Here is a 22,568-nt window from a genome sequence, read left to right on the forward strand (position 1 = left end):
CGGGTTCCAAGCTATAATTTATAAGTGGGATGGGGGCAATTTTATTGGGTAGTCACCCGTCATCTTTAAGGCTTAATCGTCCTGAAGTGCGTCATAGCCCTCTTCATTCGTTCTGATCTTTACTACGTTCTCAATGTTGTATACAAAGATCTTTCCATCTCCGATATGACCTGTATAAAGGGCTGCTTTTGCAGCATCGATAACCGCTCTTGTTGGTACCTTGCAAATAACGACCTCGACCTTTACCTTTGGCAGCAGATTTGTTTCAACAACTGCGCCACGGTAATACTCAGGCTGTCCTTTCTGCATTCCGCAGCCAAGAACGTTGGTTACTGTAACACCTGTTACGTCGATGTCCTCCAAAGCTGTGATAAGATCGTTGAGCTTCTGCTGCTTGCAGATGATAGCGACCTTTGTCATCTTAGGCGTGCCGTCAGCAGACGGTGCGTCTGTTGCATAAGATTCTACCTTGATAGCCTTCTCAACAGGAACTACAGGCTCTGTTGACTTGTCTACCTTTACAACGCTCTTTGCGTCGTCCTTTGTATAGCTGAGCATTGCCTGTGACATTGCCGGTGCGAAGTCAGCGTAAGAAGATACAAGACCATGCTCTGTAACGTCAAGACCAAGGATCTCTTCCTGCTCGGAAGCTCTAAGACCGATCGTGTGCTTGATGATCTGGAATACGATAGTCATTGTGATAGCTACCCAAGCGATAACTGATACCATACCGAGAAGCTGGATACCAAGGAGATGTGCTCCACCGCCTGTGAAGAGTCCCTTTTCACCGCAAGTACCGTCTGAGAAAAGACCCACTGCGATAGTACCCCACATACCGTTGAGCATATGAACTCCACAAGCACCAACTGGGTCATCTATCTTGAGTACCTGATCTATAAACTCTACACCTACAACTACGAGGATACCTGCAACGATACCGATTATAGCTGCTGATACCGGTGAAACTGTGTCGCATGGAGCTGTGATAGCTACCAGACCTGCAAGTGAAGCGTTAAGTGTCATTGAAACATCAGGCTTCTTATACTTGATCCAAGTAAAAATCATTGTTGTGATAGTTGCAACTGCTGCTGCAAGGTTTGTTGTTACGAAAACTTTACCTGCAAGCGGTATAGCGTCGCCTTCCATTGAAGTTGTTGACGCACCGTTGAAACCGAACCAGCAGAACCAAAGGATAAAGCAGCCAAGTGCGCCAAGTGTAAGCGAGTGACCCGGGATAGCCTTTGCCTTGCCGTTCTTGTCATACTTACCGATACGAGGACCAAGGATAGCTGCGCCAACGAATGCTGCAACGCCGCCTGCCATATGAACGCAAGTTGAACCTGCGAAATCATGGAAGCCGAGGTCTGCGAGCCAGCCGCCGCCCCAGATCCAGTGAGCCTCGATAGGATAAACCAAAAGGCTTATAATTGCTGAATAGATACAATAAGAAATGAACTTTGTTCTTTCTGCCATAGCTCCAGAAACGATAGTTGCTGCTGTTGCACAGAAAACTGTCTGGAAGATAAGGAAAGCAAAGAATGGAACTCCGTCTGGAGCAGCTGAGGCATATGTTGAATCAGCGATGCCCTTATAAGCTCCGATGAACTTTCCGTCGCCAAACATTAAACCGAAACCGAAGAGCCAGAACAGCGGAGTTCCGATACAGAAGTCCATCAGGTTTTTCATGATTATGTTACCTGCGTTTTTCGCACGGGTAAAGCCCGTTTCAACCATTGCGAAGCCTGCCTGCATAAAGAATACAAGTGCAGCTCCCAACAGTACCCATATAGTATTGACGGCACTGAATCCTGTGCTTTCAGCCAATACTGTTACAGTGTTTGTCATATCTTTTTCCTCCTAAAATACAAAAAAGTGTATGACGACCAAAGCCATTCGGCTCGGTCTGTCATACACTTCATTGTGCATTCCGTATATTATTGTAGCTGTAGGGGAACAAAGTAGTAGATCTGTGCTTAGTTTGTTATAAAGTCTATGTTATATTGAAAATTTGAATTGTCCCTTACTTAACGTAGAACAGCAGGTCGCTGTATGTTGGATAAGGCCAGTACTCCTTGCCTACCAGTGTTTCGATCTTATCAGCCGGAACTCTGAGAGCTCCCATATCTGCAAAGATAGTATCGTGGAAGAAGTTTGCCATTTCCTGTGTGTCCTCGATAGAGTGTACTTTCTGTACATCAGCTTCCAGTGTGCCAAGTGCCTTGTACATCTCAGTTACGAGAGCTGAAATTTCCTTAACGGTTTCTTCCTCGAATACAGTTTCAGCACCGCAGCTCTTTGCAAGCTCAGCAGTCTTTGCGATATCCTTGATATACTTAGCAGCAGCAGGAAGGATCTCCTTCTTAGCCATGTCGATCATTGTAAGAGCCTCGATATTGAGCGTCTTGCAATACTCGTCGAGGAGGATCTCAACTCTTGACTGAAGCTCAGTTTCTGTATAAACACCGTACTTAGAGAATACGTCAACATTCTTCTGTGCAAGGAATGTAGGAACAGCTTCAGGAGTTGACTTAAGGTTAAGAAGTCCTCTCTTTTCAGCTTCAACAGGCCACTCGTCTGAATAACCATTGCCGTTGAAGATGATGTTCTGATTTTCCTTGATAGTTCTCTTGATAAGATCGTCAAGAGCGTCCTGGAAGTTGTCAGCCTTTTCAAGCTCGTCAGCAAACTGATCAAGAACGTCAGCAACGATAGTGTTAAGAACTGTGTTAGGACCTGCTACTGAAAGCTTTGAACCAGGCATTCTGAACTCAAACTTATTGCCTGTGAATGCAAATGGTGAAGTTCTGTTACGATCTGTTGTATCCTTAGGGAAGTGTGGAAGAACGTCAACACCGATCTCCATCTCAACTCTCTTGTCCTCATACTTAACGCCGTTTACGATAGCATCGAGAACGCCTGTAAGCTCGTCGCCAAGGAAGATAGAAATAATAGCCGGAGGAGCTTCGTTAGCGCCAAGTCTATGGTCGTTACCGGCAGAAGCAACTGAAGCTCTCAGGATATCCTGATAATCATTTACAGCCTTGATAACTGCTGTAAGGAACAGAAGGAACTGAGCGTTCTCAGCAGGTGTTTTACCAGGGTCGAGGAGGTTTACACCTGTGTTTGTTGAGATAGACCAGTTGTTATGCTTACCGGAACCGTTGATGCCGGCGAATGGCTTCTCATGAAGCAGGCACTTGAAGCCGTGCTTTCTGGCTGTTCTCTTCATGATCTCCATTGTGAGCTGGTTGTGGTCGGTGGCGATATTTGTTGTGCCATAGATAGGAGCAAGCTCGTGCTGAGCAGGCGCTACCTCGTTATGCTTTGTTTTAGCGTAGATACCAAGCTTCCAGAGCTGCTCGTCAAGATCTTTCATGTAAGCCTGAACTCTTGTCTTGATAGTACCGAAATAGTGATCTTCAAGCTCCTGACCCTTTGGAGCAGGTGCGCCGTAAAGCGATCTGCCGGCAAGGATAAGGTCCTCTCTCTTTGCATACATCTCTCTGTCTACAAGGAAGTATTCCTGCTCAGGACCAACGTTTGATGTAACTCTTGTTGCGTCTGAGCCGAACAACTTCAGAATTCTGAGAGCTGATTTATTGATAGCCTCCATTGAACGGAGAAGCGGAGTTTTCTTATCAAGCGCTTCGCCATTGTATGAACAGAAAGCAGTAGGAATACAAAGTGCTTTTTCCTTAATGAATGCGTATGAAGTTGGGTCCCAAGCCGTATAGCCTCTTGCCTCGAATGTTGCTCTCAATCCGCCGGAAGGGAAAGAAGAAGCGTCAGGTTCGCCCTTAACAAGCTCCTTGCCTGAGAACTCCATGATAACGTGACCGTCCTCAGTTGGTGAGATAAAGCTGTCGAGCTTTTCTGCTGTAAGACCTGTCATTGGCTGGAACCAGTGAGTGTAATGTGTGCAGCCCTTTTCAACTGCCCAATCCTTCATTGCGTTAGCAACGATGTTTGCAACCTCGATATCAAGTGGATCGCCGTTGTCGATAGTCTTCTTCAAAGCCTTGTATGTAGCCTTTGGAAGTCTTTCTTTCATCACTGATTCATTGAATACGTCTGAGCCGAAATATTCAGGAACGTTTGCCATATTGAATTCCTCCTATTATAAATTATAGTCTAAAGAAATAAAAAAAGACACTGCGAACCTGATCGGTTCACAGCGCCTTTGCTGTTTACAGTTATGAGTATATACCTTTTGACCTCATTTGTCAAGGCTTTTTTTAATTTTTATAGACTTTTACAAATCGACGCAAAAATATTTGTTGAAACTTGTGAAATCACATCTCATGTCAATAAAATGCACATATTTTTGTAAAGAAATACTTCAAACTGCTAAAATAGTGAAAAAAGTGGGCGACCTTAGGTCGCCCCTGCGATAATATCCTAAATATCTATATAATGATCCTTATCAGGTCTGTCTTTGAGCTCTTTTTTCATAAGCTTCTTTACCTTTTTGAGCTTTGAGCCTGCGGTAAAACAGCCGAAGATATTCGTCACACCTGAAACGAGCAGAGCGATACCAAGGACTATCATTGCGGTTTCGCCTAAAATAAGAGGGTCAAAGAGGAGGAGTATACCAACGAGAGTGGTAACAGCAGCTGATATACAGCTTACGTTCCAGCTTTCTACACCTGCACGTCTGAGGTTAAGGGAGTCCTGAATGTTCACGATGCCGCTTATGAGCATATAAAGTCCGCAGACAACGGCAATGACTTTCGGGATAAAATCAGGTCTTATGATAATGAAAATACCTATGGCGGCGAGGATGATCCCTCTCACAAGGCTTGAAGAATAGCTCTGGTCGTCTTTGCCCATGGCGAAGTATCTTATAAGCTCCACTGCACCGAATGCGGTGAAAAGTCCACCAATAACATAGCCTATGGCGTCGGTAAAGAAATTAGGGTCGATTATGAGTGCGATGCCCAGCACTACGCAGAATATGGACAATACCCAATAGCTTCTGAATACTTTTTTGATATATTCCATTTTTATCTTTCCTTTCATGTTTTTATAATACTGCAAGCTGGCGACTAGACGTGCGACCTCAGGTCGTCCCTACAATTTATTTGTGCAGTACAAAGGTGTTGCATTAATAAATGCACAACGTGAAATGCCCGTCACGGCGAGTGACCGCCCCTGCAATAACATTGCAGAAATTACGCCGCGCCATTACAATTATCATTTTGCCGACTTTAGCTTTGCCGCCTTTATTACTTTCATTCGTGAGAACTCTTCTCTGTCCTTTTCTTCAAGAGAGTCAGTAATGAATTTCACTATGTGTTCATTTCTTGGAATGATTATGTTTTGTAGGGCGTTTGCTCTGCGCTGTGTCTTTTTTATGGCTACGGACAGTCTGTAGATACTGTTTTCCACTTCTGCGAGGACTGCTGTGGTCTGTTTTACCTTTTCAAAGGCAAGATAGGCTCTGTCAAGCTGAGAATCGGTCTGAGAAAAGCCGTATGTGACTTTCAGAGGGCGTTCTTTAAGGGTGACCTTTGGCAGCTCAACGCCCATGACGCTTCTTGTGCTTATCTCAACGCCTGTTTCAACAGGGATACAATTTGCATAAGGTGTAACAAGACCCATGGAGATATTTGCAAGCTGGAGTGCGCTGTAGGCTTCCTTGTAGGTGTCCTCAATGCTTCCTCTAAGCTCCCCTGCTTTGTCAACAAGGCTCATAAGCTCTCTTATAAGGATATTTCTTTTTCTGTCCAGAAGCTCATAGCCCAATGCGGCAAGCTTCAGAGCCTTTTTATAAAGTATAAGATTTCCCTTTGTGGCAAAGACCTGCTGTTCAGCCATTGGTCACACCCTCTTTCTATTATATCACTGTATCATTAAAAAATCTAGTATGGTCTAAAGATCCAGCAGGGGCGAACATCGTTTACCCGATTTTTTTATCATAATTGTTTTATGCGGTGCAAATATGTCGCATTAACAAAAAGTGTAGCGTAAAATGCTCGTCACGACGAGTGACCGCCCTTACATAATTATTTGTATGGCACAAATGTGTCCCATTATAATTTTAGTCCTCTGCAAAAAGTGCCTTAGCTTTTTCGGCACTGTAGTAATGCTCCAGATGTTCTTCGTCAACACGGTCAAGCTCTGATTTCGGCAGGGTGGAGAGCAAGCTCCAGCCTAGGTCGAGAGTTTCGTCTATGGAACGGTTCACGTCAAAGCCTTGGTCGATAAAATGCTTTTCAAAAAGCGTACCGAATTTCAGATAGGCTTTATCGGTATCGGAAAGCTCCTCCTCACCGATAACGGAGGCAAGGCTTCTTGCATCCTGCACCTTTGCATAGGCTGCAAAAAGCTGGTTCGACACCATTTGGTGGTCTTCCCTTGTATAGCCCTCGCCTATGCCGTCTTTCATAAGTCTTGAAAGGCTCGGCAGGATAGAAACAGCAGGATAAACGCCTGTTTGGTCGAGGTTTCTGTCAAGAACAATCTGTCCCTCGGTTATATAGCCTGTAAGGTCAGGGACAGGGTGGGTGATATCGTCATTTGGCATGGTGAGTATCGGTATCTGCGTAACAGAGCCTTTTGCACCCTTTATAATGCCTGCTCTTTCATAGATAGAGGCAAGGTCGGAATAGAGATAGCCCGGATAGCCTTTTCTTCCCGGTATCTCCCCCTTTGATGAGGAGAACTCTCGCAAGGCTTCGGCATAGGAAGTCATATCTGTGAGGATAACGAGAATGTGCATATCATGCTCAAAGGCAAGATATTCGGCACAAGTGAGGGCGCATCTTGGAGTGAGGATACGCTCTATGATAGGGTCGTTTGAGAGGTTTAAAAACATTGCTACTCTCTGCAAAACGCCTGTTTCCTCAAAGCAGCGTTTGAAATAATCTGCAACGTCGTTTTTTACGCCCATTGCTCCAAAAACTATTGCGAAATCCTGTCCGTTTTCGTCGGCGATTTTCGCTTGCCTAACTATCTGCACAGCGAGCTTATTATGGGAAAGTCCCGAACCTGAGAAGATAGGGAGTTTCTGACCTCTTATAAGGGTAGTAAGAGCGTCTATGGAGGATATTCCTGTGTTTATATAGTTTCTAGGATATGTTCTTGAAACAGGGTTAAGGGGCGAGCCGTTTATATCACGATACTTTTCGGGGAAGATCTCTCCCAGACCGTCGATAGGCTTGCCTGCTCCGCTGAATATCCTGCCCAGCATTTCGGTAGACAATGCAAGCTCCATAGGCTTGCCCTGAAAGCTTGTGGTGGTATTAACAAGGGAAAGTCCTTTTGTTCCCTCGAAAACCTGCAAAACGGCTCTGTCTTTTTCCACCTCTACAACTCGTGCAAGGCGACGTGTGCCGTCATCAAGTTTTATTTCTGCCATTTCGTCATAGGAAATGCCGCTTACATGGTCAAGTGCAACGAGCGGTCCGTTTATTTCGCTTAGACCGATATATTTTACGTTCACGCTCCTGCACCTCCTGTCAAAGCCTCCATATCGGCTTTCATATTCTTTTCGTATTCGTCAAAAAGCTCTATTTTATCGTTCGGTATATCATACTTGACTTTGATAAGCTTTTCTATCCAGCCGCAGCCTATTATTTTATCAACGTTCACGCCCTGTGAAAGTGCTTTCTTTGCAAGGGCATAGAAATCTGTGATAAGCTTCATCATGCGGTACTGCTTATCAAGGGGGACGTAGGTATCGTCCTTATGATAGGCGTTTTGCTGCAAAAAGCCTACTCTTACGGCTCTTGCGGTTTCGATAAGAAGCTTCTGATCGTCAGGGAGGACGTCAGTACCCATGAGCTTAACTATCTCCATAAGGGTATTTTCTTCAACGAGGATATTTGATATCTCCTGTCTGACTTTCATGAAATTCTCGTTGACGTTTTTGTTATAATAATCGGCAAGATCTTCTGCATACTCGGAATAGCTTGTGTTCCAGTTTATTGCAGGATAATGTCTTGCATAGGCGAGGGATTTATCCAGTGCCCAAAAACAGCGTACAAAACGCTTTGTATTCTGTGTGACAGGCTCGGAAAAGTCAGAGCCTTGGGGCGAAACTGCTCCGATTATAGTAACAGAGCCTTCCTTGCCATTTAGAGTTTCAACATAGCCTGCACGCTCATAGAACTCGGAAATTCGTGACGGCAGATAGGCAGGAAAACCTTCCTCGGCAGGCATTTCTTCAAGTCTGCCTGATATCTCACGGAGAGCTTCTGCCCAACGTGAGGTGGAATCTGCCATAATTGCGATATGATAACCCATATCACGGTAATACTCGGCAAGGGTTATGCCCGTATAGATAGAGGCTTCACGGGCAGCCACAGGCATATTTGAGGTATTTGCGATAAGCACTGTTCTGTCGGTAAGCGGTCTTTGTGTTTTCGGGTCGATAAGCTCTGAGAACTCCTCAAGCACCTGCGTCATTTCGTTTCCACGTTCGCCGCAGCCTATATAGACGATTATATCTGCGTCACACCATTTTGCAAGCTGGTGCTGGGTCATGGTCTTGCCTGTGCCGAAACCACCTGGGATAGCGGCTGTTCCGCCCTTTGCAACAGGCAGTATAGTATCAACGATACGCTGACCTGTTACCAACGGCTTTGTAATAGGCAGGCGGTTTTTGCATGGTCTTGATGTTCTGATAGGCCATTTCTGACAGAGGGTGAGTTCCTCCACTGCACCGTTAGGGGCTTTTATTTTTGCCACAACGTCATTTATTGTATAGTCGCCGTTTTCGGCAGTCCATATGACCTCTCCGCCTTTTGACAGAGGGGAAAGCATACACTTATGTGTGATAAGTGGCGTTTCGGGGCAGGTGCAATAAATATACCCTGCGGAAAGCTTATCCCCTGTTTTCACTGTCATTGTAACGGGATACTTTTTCTCTGTATCAAGCGAGCTTACGTCTGCACCGTCAGCGATAAAAGCGCCTGAGACTTCTTCAAGCTTTTTGAGAGGTCTTTCTATGCCGTCGAAGATGTTATTTATTATACCGGGGCCGAGGGTTGCGGACATGGGTGCGCCTGTTGAGATGACAGGCTCGTCTGGCATAAGCCCTGTTGTGCCCTCATAGACCTGAATGGTGGTAAAATCAGACTGCACTCTTATGACCTCGCCGATAAGACGCTTTTTGCCCACATAGACCATTTCCTGCATGGCAAAGCTTTTCGTATCTGCAACCTTTACTACAGGTCCGTTTACCGAATATATTTTATCCATAAAAAACTCCTTATTACCCAAGCACTAGCTCGGCTTTTTCAGTAAAGGCTGAACGCTGCCCCTCAAATGCTGAATCAAAGGTATAATCAAGTGCTATACCCATATCCTCATAGACCATGAGCATACCGCCAAGCTCTATGGAATCTCGGCTTTTTACTTCAAAGTCTGCAAGGTCAGAGGCGTATTTCATATCCTCAGGTGAGAGGTAGATAACGCCCTTATGCTCGGGATAGGTCTGTTTGCATTTTTCGGCTTTTTCTTTTAGCCAAGACTTATAATCTCTGCTTGCTTTGAAAGTCGCAAGCCTGCTTTTTACGTTATCAAAAACGCTGTCTATAAGCTTTTCTCTATGGCAAAGCACGTTTCTTTTAGCTTCAAGCTGTTTTGAAGATATTTCCCTTACGGCTCTTGCCTCCTCGGTCTTATCTGCGGCGGCTTTTTTTGAGTCTGCGAGGCTTTGTGCTTCTATTTTCGCCTGAACAAGCTCGTTTTCACGCTGTTTATCAGCGGCTTCGGTTATGAGCTTTGCCTGCTTTTCAGCGTCCTCAAAGACAGCCTGCTTGAAGCGTTCAAGTTTGATCGTCTGATTTTCCATTACTAAACTCCTATCAAAATCACAGCTTTATTCCCACTGCTTCTGCGAGATAGTGGGAAATGGTATCAGATATCTTTGATGTGGCATGGCGGTCTGGTATTTCAACTATGAGGGGCGTTTCTCTTGTGAGCTTATATTCATAGACCTTTTCTCTGCACTGCTTGACTGCAAGCTCTGTCATAAGCACAACGCCAACGTCTTTCATTTCCATAGCCTTATCAAGTGCGTTTGACACCTCCTCGGAGGTATGCACCACAACGCCCTCGATACCTGAAAGTCTCATGCCCATCTGGGTATCTATATTATCACTGATAAGATAAAATCTCATGTTAAATGCCCAATGCAGTGCCTACGTTTGAGATAATAAGGATAGCGATAAGAAGTCCATAGAGGGCGATACCTTCGCCAAGAACAACGAAGATAAGAGCCTTTACAAAGTTCTTAGGGTCTTCTGAGGTTGCACCGATAGCGGCCGGAGCGCCTGCGGCAACGGCTATGCCTGAACCTACGCAGGAAAGTCCAACGGCAAGGGCTGCTGCAAGGTAGCCAAGGCCTGCGCCTGTTGAAAGGGCGGCCTTAACGCCCTCCTCGCTTGCGGCTGAAACAAAGTTACCTACAGGGACGATAAGAGCGCAGAGCATTATGCCTGCAAATGTACAGAGATTACCGATAAAAGCACCCTTTGGCGATCTTCCGTTCTTTATTTTCTTTGCGGTGAAAATGAATGGTACACAAAGAAGTGCGACTGCTATAAGTGGGAGCAGGAAATAGATAAGCATAGTTGATTCCTCCAAAAAATTATTTTTACTTTAGATTTTACGAATTACATTGTACGGGTATGGATAATGGTCGGGGTAAAAATGCCCGTCACGGCAAGTGACCGAATGATGTTCGCCCCTACACAAATGAGATTTTACTCTGTTTGTGCAGTAAATTTTACACCAACAGGCTCGAATGGTTTTCCGCCGCCCTCATAGAAGCGGGAGAATATCTCATAAAACTCAAGTCTGATTATCTGAATGGCAACTATCATGCCCTCCATTACCATTACAAACAGGTTGCCAAGCACAAGCACAAATGGCTGTGCGGCGGCGGAACACATTTCCATAAGGGTCATTACCACTAGCATCATGCCTGCGTGGGAGAGGACAAATCCGCCCACACGGAGAAATGACATAGTATTTGAAACATAGCTCAGCAGGAACTCAAACATTTCAAAGAAGTTCTCAACAATAAAGTTGCCCACGGTCATTTTTTCCTCGTCCTCGGACAAGCGCCACTGTTTATACTTCACGGCGATAGAGAAAGGTGTTCGGCAGAATATGCACACCAATGGTATTACGATAAGGAAGATGACGAACGGAGTGGACATGACTTTTACATCGAACATGAGCGTTCCAACAAGTCCTGCCGCAACGGAGCTATAGAACACTAGTCCTGCAATGCCGTTACAGCCGAAAATGGCTTTTTCGTAATCCTTATTTTTAAAGCCGATATAGATATTGAGTATCATTGAGATAACAATAAGTGCCACACCTATGGCAACGGCAGTTATGAGGATAAAGTTCGTTTGCTTGAAAACCTTTAGGGGAAGGAAGTCAAGTCCTATATTCTCAAACACGGGGTCTAAAAGCTCTTCATAACCGAAGAACGAGCCATAGAGAGTACCGAATATCATGCTTGATATGCCAAGGCGTGTGACAAGACCGCTTATTTTTGCTCCCAGCTTTTTCTTCAAGGCAAGTCCGCCAAGGACGATAAGAAGTCCTTGTCCCAAGTCTCCGAACATTATGCCGAAAAGCAGAGTATAGGTTATTGCCACGAAGGCTGTCGGGTTATAGCCTTTATACTCAGGCAGACCATACATTTCCACAAGCATTGTGAAAGGTCGGGTCAAAAAGTTGTTTTTAAGCACTGTAGGCGGCTCACATGAAGCATCTGCGTCAGGTGGAAGATAGACCACTGACACTGAACGCATATCCTCGAAAAGCTTATCAAAGCGGCCTTTTTCCTTTTCGGGGATAAAGCCTTTAAGATAAAACTTATCGTTTAGTGCGGCGGCATTTCGCCGCAGGTCAAAGGTATCGTGGATAAATCTCAGCTTTGAGAAAGCCTTTTGCAGTTCAGGCTCTGCTTTTGCGGCAAGCTCGTTTATCTGCTCGTTTATCTTTGCGTTCTCAACTGTATCTGCGTCTATAGTTTGTTTTAGCTTTTCCAAGGCTTCGTCTGCGTCGCCTGATACATAGGACGGTATCCGTATCCTTTCAAAATACATTGAGTGGAAGATATCATCAACACGCTGTTTATCACGTTCAGGGACGAAATACATTCCCCAGCAGAAGCTTTTTCCCGTTTCAAAGGGGACAAAGAAGAAATTCTCGTCATAATAGTCAAGCTTCGGCAGGTTATCCACAGGCAGCTTTCCGATACGAACGGAAACATACTTCATTGAGAAAAGCTGCTGAAAGTCGCTGTGCATACCTTTCAGGTGGTCTATTTGTCTGACCGCTCCTCCAAGCTCTGAGATGCGCTGGGTAAGTTCCAGCCGCTTTGTATTAAGCTCGCTGAAAGGGGTATTATACTTTTCAAACAGGGAGTTAAAATCCTGCGGAGCTGACAGGTCACAGTCAGTAAAATCAGTTTCCTTTAGAGTTATACCAAGCTGTGCGGAAAGCTGGGCAAGCTCTTTCAGAGGTCGGTCATACTCGTTTTTCTCGCTGAGGGGCTTCATTGCGCTGTCGGGAGAATTGCCCGCAGGCTCGATATGAAAACAGCCGCTTTCACAGCACCTTTTCAAGGTGGCGTCAAGCTCGTCCATAAGACCTGCTATATTCACAAGGGACATTTTTTCTATAGCCAATCACATTATCTCCTTTCCTGAGAATTTACCGCTCAGGCGGTGATGATAAGATCCTTTTCAACTGCCGAGGGGTCGGCATTATATCTTATCGCTTCGATTATATGCACGATGTTCAAGGCTTCCGTACTGCACAGTTTCATAAAGGCATAGAGTGAAACAGGTGCGGCGGTGCTTTGGGCGAGGATATGAGAAAGATAGGCAAACTGTGAACTTCGCACTATGCTTTCGATATATTCAGAGGTCTGTTTGCAACCCTTTGAATACTTTGATCTTTTCACCCATTCGAGCATATCTTCAGGGCTTTCAAGCTCATAATACTTATCAAGTCTTTTAACTGAGCCTGTGCCTGTTTTTATTCTTATCTGCCGTTTTTTTATCTCCTCGGAAGAGTAGCCAAAAAAGGCTTTCATACGGTAGGCGTTTATTATATTAAGGCAGTCTATCTCTCGGCTTATCATTTCAGAGAGCTGTTTGCTTTGCATTTCGGAAAAATCATGCTTTGCGGTATTTAAAAGCTCAGCATAATAGGCTGTTCTCAGCCTTAGCTCGCACTCGGTATAATCCGCTGAGCCGTCCTCCAAAGGCGGTATTTTCACCAGTATCTTATAATACGGTGTATTTCTTAGTATTTTAAGAAGCTGTTCATAGTTCTCGGCTCGGCTCATTTCAAGAAGGCTCACCTTTGAATGTTTTATGACATAGCCGGGAAGGTCGTTAAGGTAAGAATTATCAAGCCCTGAATTTATATTGTTTATCATGGACAGAATACATTCTATCTCCTTGCTTTTTATAAGGAAGTCATAAAAAGGCAGTTTATCAAGCTCCTGAAATCTGCACAGGCGCATATAGGTATTGAAATTCTCTCTTTGAAGAAGCGCCTCCACAAAACCTCTATGGACGGTATTAGGGTCAACGTCACGGAAGGCGTCTTTATATCTGGCTGAATGTGCAAGATAGTCTGCAGCTTCGGGAACTGTTCTTCGCATGAGCATTTCATGATAGTTCTCTTTAGTAAACATTCTGCCGTGGATATATTTTATTTTCGCCACTGTTCCGTTGGCAGACCAGCTGTCAAGCATATTTTTCAGCACCTTTCACGGAGAATTTTTGCTCTACTTCGGAGAGATGATATTATCAAATATCTCCTTCTCCCACTGAGTATGTTTTTCTTCAAATATTTTATCGAGAACCGTTGTTTTCTCGTTCTGTGCGGAAGTTATCTTTTCGCTTTCGGTATTTATACGCTCTGTGACCTCTTTGGCTTTCTGCGTTTTATAGGCTTCGGCTTCTTTCAGGGCGTTTTCTTTCAGCTCCTGCGCTTCTTTCACTGTGCGCTCCAGCAGTTCGCCGCTTTCCATATCTGCTTTTTCAAGCTTGCCTGCAGCGGCTTTATCTGTTTGCAGTATTTCTGCTATCATATCCATATTATTCTCCCCTTTCAGGCAGGATAGTTTCATAACATTAATTGTACACCTTTTTGTCCTAAATAGCAAGTTTGAAGGGGTACAAAGCCGTACTATTTATATACTTTGCACTATCCATATGACTTTTCTTTGGACAAATTGCTCTATGTGTAATGATTTTAGTCAGAATACACATTTTATTTTACCCTGAATTTGAAAAATTAGTTGAATATCTGCGGTCAGGTCACTTGACAAAAGGGGACAAAAGTGGTAAACTTGTATTTATCACGCACACATCTGTACTTTGGAGGTGGACTAAAATTGGAGAACGGGCAAAACAAACTTGTTATCGTAAGCTCTGAGGTGCTTCCTGACATTGTGCTAAAGGTGCTTGCCGCAAAGCGCATGAGGGCAAGGGGCGAAGTTTCCACTTCATCGGAAGCCTGCCGCAAGGTGGGGATATCGAGGAGCGCATACTACAAATACAAGGACTCCGTATTCAATTATGAAGAACAGCTCACAAACAACATCGTTTCGGTATACTGCATACTGAGAGATGAAAAGGGAGTGCTTTCCTCCATTATATCACGGCTTTACGAGCTGAACACGAATATTCTGACCATAAACCAGAATATCCCTATCGACTCGGTGGCGACGGTGACATTCTCGGTAAGATTTGAGCATGACGCACTTAGCACCAACGTGCTTACGGAGGAGCTTTCTAAAGTTCACGGCGTTGTGGAAGTCAAGATAATATCGGGAGAGTAAGGGTAAAATAAGATTTTAACAATATATAATTTATTAGGAATGAGGATTTTTTATGTGTAAAGTAGCAGTTATCGGTTATGGCGTTGTAGGCTCTGGTACGGTAGAGCTTTTTATGAAAAACCGTGAATCTATCTCAAAAAAGGTCGGCAAGGAATGTGACATCAAGTACATTCTTGATCTGAGGGATTTCCCTGATTCTCCATTTGCAGACAAAATGATAAAGGACTTCAACATCATTCTCAATGATGACGAGGTAGAAGTAGTAGCCGAGGTAGTAGGCGGAACGACTTTCGCTTATGACTACACAAAGAAGCTTCTTGAACACGGCAAGAGCGTTGTTACATCGAACAAGGCGCTAGTTGCGGAAAAGGGTGCAGAGCTTCTTAAAATAGCAAGGGAACACAACTGCAACTATCTGTTCGAGGCAAGCGTTGGCGGTGGTATACCTATCATCAGACCGCTTAACAAGTGTCTGGCAGGAAACGAGATACTTCAGATATCGGGTATCCTCAATGGCACAACAAACTTCATTCTCACAAAGATGATAAAAGAGCAGATGTCATTTGATGATGCTCTTAAAATGGCTCAGAAGCTTGGTTATGCTGAGGCTGACCCTACGGCTGACGTTGAGGGCGAGGACGCTTGCAGAAAGATCTGCATACTTGGCTCACTTGCATACGGCAAGCACATTTATCCTGAAATGGTACACTGCTCAGGCATAACAAAGATCACACTTGATGATGTTGAATATGCTGCAAACGCAGGATATGTTATAAAGCTTATCGGCTCAGTAAAGAAGCTTGATGACGGCAGAGTGAGTGCTATCGTTTGTCCTAGACTTGTGCCAAAGTCAAATCTTCTTGCGTCTGTTGACGATGTATACAATGCTATCAGCGTAACAGGCGACGGCGTTGGCGACGTTATGTTCTACGGACAGGGTGCAGGCAAGCTTCCTACAGCATCAGCGGTAGTAGGCGACATTATCGATTGTCTGAAGCATCATCACAGAGTGCTTGCTCTTACATGGGAAGATTGTGATGACAAGAACTTTGTTGCGCCTTACAAGGATATGGACGTTTCAATGTATGTTCGCATAAAGGCTGAAAATGCTGAGGCGCTCAAGTCATCTATTTCTGAGATGTTCGGAAAGCTCATGTATATAGAGCGTTCGGGCAGGACAGAGAACGAGCTTGCGTTTATCACGCCGAACATGAAAGAGGCTGACATTGACGCTAACCTGACTATCCTTTCACACTCCGCTGAGATCGCAAGCAAGATAAGGATATACTGATAAAAAAACAAGAAGCGGCGGATCAAAACTCCGCCGCTTTACATATTTAATCACGATCATTTAGTTTGAGATATGCTATCCAAACAGTGCCGTTCTCATTAATAGACATCAGAGCAAAAGGCTTGCCGTCCAAAGGTTCATTCTGATCATAATAGACCTTTGCATTATCACGAAGAATGGTGACCCTAAAATTCTCTGTTAAGCCACTGCAATCACTGCATTGTGTTGTTTTTCCAACATACTTATAGTCTTTTAACTCGGCTGTATCAAAGATCAGTCTGTCTTCAGGATTGACCGCAGGGATATACAGATCGCCCTCATAATACATATACAATGGACACATATCAGCTCCCCTGACCTCTGTTGTTTCCTCTGTGCTCTCCTCAGTTACAACACTCTCTGTTTTAACATATTCGGAGTCTATTCCGCTATCATTTTTGCTTTTTGAACATGAGCAAAGACATACTGCCAGAAATGCCAGAATAATAACTGCTGTTTTCTTTTTCATAATAAGTCCCCCTCAAAGAAATCAATTGCGTTTTTTACAGTATGTTATTCACTGAGCAAATTCATATAAAAGAGGGTGGTTTGTCCGTTTTCTTCAAAGGCAATTATAAACGGGTCACCGTCATCTGCTTTGTCAGGGTCATGATAGACCTTGGCGTTATCAGGCAGTGAAGTCACATCAAAATCTGACTTCATCTCACCGACGTTAAAAAATTCGTGGGTGTTTCCTACGAACTCATAGCCGTTCAGCCTTTCGGTCATCTTATCGTCTGTTGACATAAGAGTTTCTTCGGCTTTGTAAAGTGAGGTATATGTTTTGCCCTCATAGTACATATACGGCGGCGGAGTGTCTGCCACAAGCTCTGAGGTGGTTGGGGTGGTGGTCGTTGTTGAAACTGTTGTCACCGCTGTTGTTTCGGTCGGTTTTTCGGACGAGTTGTTCTGTTCTTCGTTTTTACTGCATGAACAAAATGCACAGAGACACAATGCACACAGAGCGATAATTATTTTTCTATTCATTTGCTCGCCCCCCTTTCTTTAATCAAAGGATAGCATAATATCAACTAATTGTCAATTGATGTAAAAGACAATTTTAACTGCGATTATTCGTACATTTTACATATAAAGGAGTTTTCACCATGATAAAAATACAGATACCTGCCACGTCGGCTAACCTTGGCGCCGGTTTTGACGCACTGGGTCTTGCGCTCACTTACTACAACTACATTGAAATGGAGGAGTGCGACAAGATAGACATAACGGCGGCGGACGGGCTTGACATTCCTACGGACGAGAGAAACCTCATTTACATTTCTGCCAAAGACCTTTTTGCGGTATGCGGAAAAAAGCTGGAGGGACTTAAACTCATACAGACGAGCAACATTCCTATGGCGAGAGGACTTGGCTCGTCCTCTGCCTGCATAATCGCAGGGCTTGTGGGAGCAAACAAAATGCTTGGAGATCCCCTCACAAAGGACGACCTTGTTGACCTTGCGGCACAGATAGAGGGTCACCCTGACAACACTGCTCCGGCACTGCTGGGCGGAATCGTGACGGCAGTATTTGACGGAAGAAAGGTACACTGGGTAAAGCAGGAGGTTTTCACAAAGCTGAAATTCGTGGCGATAATACCTGATTTTGAGCTGAAAACTGAGGAAGCGAGGGCTTGTCTGCCTAAGGAAGTTTCACACAAGGACGCAGTTTACAACCTTTCCCGTGCGGCGCTTTTCTCGGCTTCGCTTCTTACAGGCAAGTTTGAAAATCTGAAAACGGCAGTTGATGACAGGCTTCATCAGCCTTACAGAATGGCGCTTATACCCCACTGCAAGGACGTTTTTGACATTGCGTACACTCATGGTGCATATGCGGCATACATAAGCGGTGCAGGTCCAACTATCATGGCTATTGTAGATGAGAGCAATCAATATTTCGCAGGCAAGATGAAATTTTCTCTCGACAATGCAGGGCTTAAAGGCTGGCAGGTAAAGGAATTTCACATTGACAACGAGGGTACGAAGCTTATATGAACAGGTGCAAATGGTGCGACCTGAAAAATCCAAAGTATGTGGAATATCATGACAAGGAATGGGGCGTTCTCAGGACTGATGACAGCTATTTGTTTGAAATGCTTGTGCTGGAGTCTTTTCAGGCTGGGCTTTCGTGGGAGTGCATACTGAACAAGCGTGAGAATTTCCGCAGAGCTTATGATGAATTTGACCTTGATAAGGTCTGTGGATATGACGAAGAGAAGATCGCAGAGCTTTGCTCTGACAGTTCTATTGTGCGAAATAAGCTGAAAATTAGGGCGAGTATTTCTAATGCAAGAATATTTCGGGATATTGTGAAGGAGCATGGGAGCTTTTATGATTATCTTTGCAGGTTTACTGACGGAGAAATATTGTATGAGTGCGATAAAACTACCAACGAATGGTCCGATAGGATCTCTGCAGACTTGAAAAAGCGTGGAATGAAGTTCGTGGGAAGCGTGATAATATATTCGTTTTTGCAGGCGGTGGGAGTGATATATTCCCATGATAGGGAATGTGGACTTTATAGAGAAAAATAAAACAAAGATATAAGCAAAGCGGTGTCGGAGTGGAAACTCTGCACCGCTTTTTCGTATTCTCATAAACAATGTAAAAACCGCCCTGCACAATGTACAGAGCGGCTGCATTTTTCAATTTTTTATCCCAAAGGACAAATATTTTTGCGGTTTTCGGCTATCCTTTCGTCTATACCCTCTACCTGCGGCTTAACAAGGCTCGATGTTCCTGCGACAAACATTCTTGCACCTGCTTCGTAAAGCTTGCGGCAGTTCTCGTTTGACATATTGCCGTCAGTTTCTATGATGATGTCCTCGTGGCCGTTTTCGTCAAGCCACTTTCTAAGACGTCTTGCCTTATCCACCGTGTTAGGCACAAGCTTCTGTCCTGCAAAGCCAGGGTTTACTGTCATGACAAGCACACCGTCTATGAAGTCTACGGCTTCCTCTACCACGCAGATAGGTGTGCCGGGATTGATAGCCAAGATAGGCTTTGCACCTATAGAACGGAGATATTGCAGGCACTTTGCGATATGCTTTGTGCTTTCATAATGCACTGCCGCATAATCGCCCTCTCTGATATCAAACCACTGGAGCCTTTCCTCAGGCTTTTCTATCATGAAATGAAAATCAAATGGGATATCCGTCAGATCACGGAGCTGTTTTACATAATCAGGATAAAGTGTGAAATTCGGCACAAATGAGCCGTCCATTACGTCTATATGGAGATATTCGATATTGTTGCGCTTAAAAGCGTCAAGATATTCCTTTATCTGTCCCAGATGGACGCACATCATTGAGACTGATATCATACCATTGTCCATTCTGATCCTCCTGTTTCTATTCATCTTTTTTTATCTTCTGCTGTTATCTTCAGGCTCAAAGCCCATGATAAGCTGGTCTATTACTCTGTCGGTGGACTTGCCGTCTGTATACTTGAAGTTCTTCTTTATGAAGCCCTCCATTTTCTCAAACTCGTAATCCTTATCTCTGAGAGCGGTCATAAGCTCATCAAAATCGTGGACTATTTTACCAGGAACAAGCTCCTCATACGGCTCATAGAAATCTCTTGTTGCTTCATAATACTTTTGGTCGAAAGCAAAAAAAAGCATTGGCTTTTTAAGCAGTGACATCTCATATATGATAGAGCTGTAGTCTGTGATAAGCACGTCAACTATAAAGAGAATATCATTTACCTCTCTGTAGTCGGAGGCGTCAAGTATTCTGTGAGCATACTCGTCAGGTATTTCGATACGCCTTTTTACAAACGGGTGGAGCTTTACGATAAGGACAGAATCCGTTTCATCAAGAAATTTGCCCCATGCTGTAAGGTCAAGCTTATCAAATGGGAAATGAGCATTATTTGCGTTATCTCCTCTGAAGGTCGGCGCATACATATAAACTGTTTTTGCAGTTTTGCACTCAGGGAAAACTTCCAGCATCTGCTCTCTTGTTTTGGCTTTATATTCGTCATCAAAGAAGATATCCGTTCTTGGGATACCCACAGGATAGAACTTCTTTTCGTCGATAGCGAAGCCCTCTGCATGGTGGAGCGCAGAATGATAGGAGCTTACAGGAACGTGGGTATAGCACTTATGCACCCTTGTATTGAACGGAGGTGCGCCCGGCTTGCCCAGTCTTTCAAAGCCCAATGACTTGAACGCTCCGCAGGCGTGCCAAACCTGAAGCACCTTGACGTTCTTAGGATAATCCACAAGGTAGATGTCAGGGTAATAATCATCTATAAGAATGATATCGGAGGTTGCAAGATAGTAGACGAACCTTATCATGGCAGGTATCGACCTATTGACAGTGATACTTGCTTTGAAGTCAAATCTGAACTTATACTTGCTGTCAAGTCCTCTTTCTATCATGCGGTCATAGATGACCTTCTCGTTTCCGCCTATCTCGGCTCTCGAACCGCTGGCAAAGAGGATAATATCCCCGTTTTTCTTAGCAAAATGCTTAAAGAACGAGAACGCCTTTTTAAAGCACCATATCTTTAAGCCGTAAACATCTCTTATGATAAGCTTCTTACGGTTTTGAAGCTTCTTCTCAATACGCTTTGGCAAGGTCTGGGAAGGCTTAGGCTCTTTATAGGTGACGGCAAGCTTATATTCGAGTGTATCCATATCGCTTGCAGACTCGGCATAGAAAAGGTTTTCTGCGCCTCGTCTGAGCTTGAAGTTCATAGGGTTCGCCTTTGTATCGTCCTCTATAGTTTCCACTTTATCGGATATGATACAAGGATACTCGTTCGTAAGCACCTGTTTTGACAGGCATCTGCCATCGCTATCATAGGTGAGCTTGAGAAGCGTACTGCCACTGAGGACATAATCCACTGTATCTGTTGATATCTGTGGTTTATTCATGCCCTTATACTTTGTGAATATTTTAAGGTCATAGTCGCCTGTGGCGATAGGAGCTTCGTTATTGGCGGACATTATATTCACTGTCAGATGAAAATGAGTTCCGCTCACTTCAAAATGCTGGGCAGGGAACATAAGAGTTCTATCCTGCGTGATAAATCTTGCCGACAAGTTTGCAAGCTCGTCTTTTTCAAAGCCCACAAGCTCGCCCTCGATATGGAGGATAACTCTTTTGAACTCTACTCTTGTAAGCTCTGCGAATTTTTTGTTTCTCTCTTTTAATCTCTCAATAGTCTTTCTTCTGTTCCCGTATATCTCTTCTAATTCGGGAGTCATATTATCCATTTAAAACTATTCCTTACTTTCCACCGCTTTTAAAGCTTCCCTCAACTTTCATTTCAGGTCTTGAAAAGCGACTACAGAATTTTTACTCAAATTTACAAACAGCAGACTGTTTAATCGTCAAATGTGAACATTACCTTTAAGGTGAACTCGCCTGTGTTTCTGATAGCGGAGAATGCCTTTTCGTTCTCCTCTATTGTGAATGTATGTGTGATAAGATCGGCAAAGTTTACGTCGCTATGCTCGAAAACTTCAAGGGCTTTCTTCCAATCGTTCACTCTGCTGTTATAGCTGGAATTCCATGAGCCTTTGACTGTTATCTGCTTTCTCAGTATTGACCAATAGATATTCTTAGGCAGGATAAGGTCTGTTGACGGGTTGCCAACGAGAACGATACTGCCAAGAGCGCCTGTTGACTCGATAGCGGAGGCGATAGCTTCGTTTGAGCCGACAGCTTCAAATGTTACGTCTGCTCCGTCGATACCTATTATCTTCTTCACCTGTGCAGGGAGATCGTCAACGCCTGTATCAACAACGTCAAAGCCCAGCTTCTTTGCATACTCAAGCTTATTCTTTGAACGGCCTGCGATAACCACCTTACCTGTTTTTGTTCTCTCTTTTGCAAAGAGTGCTATCATAAAGCCTATTGTACCTGTGCCTATGATAACAACGTTCTGACCCTCTTTGATGTCACCGATATTTACAGCGTGCATTGAAACAGCGGCAGGCTCGCAGAGCGCTGCTGTTTTATAATCGAGGGTATCGTCGAACGGAACAAGATTCCATACCGGAACAACAAGGTACTCAGCCCATGCGCCGTCCTGTCTTGAACCGAAATAGCTATAGCCTGAGCATTGTGCATATTCCTCCATTTTGCAGGCTTTACAATGCTTGCAAGGGAGCATTGGGAACACGCAGGAACGTTTGCCGAGAAGGCTTTCGTCAACGTCATCGCCAACTGCAACTATCTGACCTGAAAACTCATGACCGGGTATGGTCGGGAAGTGGTAAGTTCCTGTTACAAAGCATCTTGGCATATCGCTTGAACAAATTCCGCACGCCTTTATTTTCAGCAATACGGTGCCTTTTTCAAGCTTTGGCACGTCTACCTCAGTTACTCTCAGGTCGCCCACGCCATAAAGCACAAGTGCTTTCATCTTTTCGGGTATGTTTATTAAGCTTTTCATA

Annotated in this window: 21 protein-coding genes; 4 read left to right on the forward strand and 17 right to left on the reverse strand. The window is 44.2% G+C overall.

The genetic code is table 11. The annotated features are described in order from the left end of the window. Positions 1–72 precede the first annotated feature (72 nt). The 12 genes from DW015_RS07950 to DW015_RS08005 form a co-directional block, all read right to left on the reverse strand. Positions 73–1,845: an ammonium transporter gene (locus DW015_RS07950; protein WP_117892700.1), complete on the reverse strand. Its 1,773-nt coding sequence runs from the start codon at positions 1,843–1,845 to the stop codon at positions 73–75. 175 nt (positions 1,846–2,020) lie between these two features. Next, complete coding sequence (locus DW015_RS07955) at positions 2,021–4,102, reverse strand: glutamine synthetase III (RefSeq protein ID WP_117905255.1); 2,082 nt, start codon at positions 4,100–4,102, stop codon at positions 2,021–2,023. 296 nt (positions 4,103–4,398) lie between these two features. After that, on the reverse strand, positions 4,399–5,001 hold the full coding sequence (locus DW015_RS07960) for a DUF308 domain-containing protein (protein WP_181979879.1): 603 nt from the start codon (positions 4,999–5,001) through the stop codon (positions 4,399–4,401). A gap of 192 nt (positions 5,002–5,193) precedes the next feature. Next, entirely contained in the window at positions 5,194–5,817 is a 624-nt protein-coding gene (locus tag DW015_RS07965) for a V-type ATP synthase subunit D (protein WP_038672664.1), read from the reverse strand. Between the two features lie 223 nt (positions 5,818–6,040). Next, positions 6,041–7,444 (reverse strand): V-type ATP synthase subunit B, encoded by a 1,404-nt coding sequence (locus tag DW015_RS07970; RefSeq protein WP_117905257.1) that lies wholly within the window; start codon positions 7,442–7,444, stop codon positions 6,041–6,043. After that, positions 7,441–9,204 carry a V-type ATP synthase subunit A gene (locus tag DW015_RS07975; protein WP_117905258.1) on the reverse strand — a complete coding sequence of 588 codons (1,764 nt, stop codon included), beginning with the start codon at positions 9,202–9,204 and terminating at the stop codon, positions 7,441–7,443. The genes DW015_RS07970 and DW015_RS07975 overlap by 4 nt, the downstream gene beginning before the upstream one ends. Positions 9,205–9,217: 13 nt before the next feature. Beyond that, positions 9,218–9,799: a V-type ATP synthase subunit E gene (locus DW015_RS07980; protein WP_117905259.1), complete on the reverse strand. Its 582-nt coding sequence runs from the start codon at positions 9,797–9,799 to the stop codon at positions 9,218–9,220. A gap of 19 nt (positions 9,800–9,818) precedes the next feature. Then, a complete protein-coding gene (locus DW015_RS07985) occupies positions 9,819–10,127 on the reverse strand; it encodes a V-type ATP synthase subunit F (protein ID WP_117905260.1) in 309 nt (102 codons plus the stop codon). A 1-nt stretch (position 10,128) separates the two neighbouring features. Next, positions 10,129–10,578, reverse strand: a complete 450-nt coding sequence (locus DW015_RS07990) for an ATP synthase subunit C (RefSeq protein ID WP_022287030.1) — start codon at positions 10,576–10,578, stop codon at positions 10,129–10,131. 134 nt (positions 10,579–10,712) lie between these two features. After that, positions 10,713–12,659 (reverse strand): V-type ATPase 116kDa subunit family protein, encoded by a 1,947-nt coding sequence (locus DW015_RS07995; protein ID WP_117905261.1) that lies wholly within the window; start codon positions 12,657–12,659, stop codon positions 10,713–10,715. Positions 12,660–12,691: 32 nt separating this feature from the next. After that, positions 12,692–13,738 carry a V-type ATPase subunit gene (locus DW015_RS08000; protein ID WP_117905262.1) on the reverse strand — a complete coding sequence of 349 codons (1,047 nt, stop codon included), beginning with the start codon at positions 13,736–13,738 and terminating at the stop codon, positions 12,692–12,694. Between the two features lie 33 nt (positions 13,739–13,771). Further along, positions 13,772–14,083, reverse strand: a complete 312-nt coding sequence (locus DW015_RS08005) for a hypothetical protein (RefSeq protein WP_038672679.1) — start codon at positions 14,081–14,083, stop codon at positions 13,772–13,774. Positions 14,084–14,383: 300 nt separating this feature from the next. On the opposite strand from DW015_RS08005, the gene DW015_RS08010 reads away from it, so the two are divergent. Both DW015_RS08010 and DW015_RS08015 read left to right on the forward strand, forming a co-directional pair. Continuing rightward, a complete protein-coding gene (locus DW015_RS08010; protein ID WP_022287034.1) occupies positions 14,384–14,830 on the forward strand; it encodes an ACT domain-containing protein in 447 nt (148 codons plus the stop codon). A gap of 52 nt (positions 14,831–14,882) precedes the next feature. Then, complete coding sequence (locus DW015_RS08015; RefSeq protein WP_117905263.1) at positions 14,883–16,121, forward strand: homoserine dehydrogenase; 1,239 nt, start codon at positions 14,883–14,885, stop codon at positions 16,119–16,121. Between the two features lie 46 nt (positions 16,122–16,167). On the opposite strand, the gene DW015_RS08020 is transcribed toward DW015_RS08015, so the two are convergent. Both DW015_RS08020 and DW015_RS08025 read right to left on the reverse strand, forming a co-directional pair. Continuing rightward, positions 16,168–16,629 carry a hypothetical protein gene (locus DW015_RS08020; RefSeq protein WP_117857111.1) on the reverse strand — a complete coding sequence of 154 codons (462 nt, stop codon included), beginning with the start codon at positions 16,627–16,629 and terminating at the stop codon, positions 16,168–16,170. A gap of 44 nt (positions 16,630–16,673) precedes the next feature. Next, a complete protein-coding gene (locus tag DW015_RS08025) occupies positions 16,674–17,147 on the reverse strand; it encodes a hypothetical protein (protein WP_117905264.1) in 474 nt (157 codons plus the stop codon). 119 nt (positions 17,148–17,266) lie between these two features. Between DW015_RS08025 and thrB the strand changes: the two genes are divergently transcribed. Together thrB and DW015_RS08035 are read left to right on the forward strand one after the other, a co-directional pair. Beyond that, the gene (gene thrB, locus DW015_RS08030; RefSeq protein ID WP_022287036.1) at positions 17,267–18,154 is read left to right on the forward strand and encodes a homoserine kinase; all 888 of its coding nucleotides are present in this window, start codon (positions 17,267–17,269) and stop codon (positions 18,152–18,154) included. Continuing rightward, positions 18,151–18,693: a DNA-3-methyladenine glycosylase I gene (locus DW015_RS08035; RefSeq protein WP_117905265.1), complete on the forward strand. Its 543-nt coding sequence runs from the start codon at positions 18,151–18,153 to the stop codon at positions 18,691–18,693. Before thrB ends, DW015_RS08035 begins: the two co-directional genes overlap by 4 nt. Before the next feature lie 119 nt (positions 18,694–18,812). Here DW015_RS08035 and DW015_RS08040 read toward each other — a convergent pair whose 3' ends face one another. The 3 genes from DW015_RS08040 to DW015_RS08050 all read right to left on the reverse strand — a co-directional run bounded on the left by DW015_RS08040 (position 18,813) and on the right by DW015_RS08050 (position 22,567). Next, positions 18,813–19,493, reverse strand: a complete 681-nt coding sequence (locus DW015_RS08040) for a ribulose-phosphate 3-epimerase (RefSeq protein ID WP_038672690.1) — start codon at positions 19,491–19,493, stop codon at positions 18,813–18,815. Positions 19,494–19,523: 30 nt separating this feature from the next. Continuing rightward, entirely contained in the window at positions 19,524–21,383 is a 1,860-nt protein-coding gene (locus tag DW015_RS08045; protein WP_117905266.1) for a CDP-glycerol glycerophosphotransferase family protein, read from the reverse strand. 110 nt (positions 21,384–21,493) lie between these two features. Continuing rightward, entirely contained in the window at positions 21,494–22,567 is a 1,074-nt protein-coding gene (locus DW015_RS08050; RefSeq protein ID WP_117857103.1) for a galactitol-1-phosphate 5-dehydrogenase, read from the reverse strand. Between the last annotated feature and the right edge of the window lies 1 nt (position 22,568).

Source organism: Ruminococcus sp. AF37-20, assembly GCF_003460465.1.
Taxonomy (GTDB): domain Bacteria; phylum Bacillota; class Clostridia; order Oscillospirales; family Ruminococcaceae; genus Hominimerdicola; species Hominimerdicola aceti.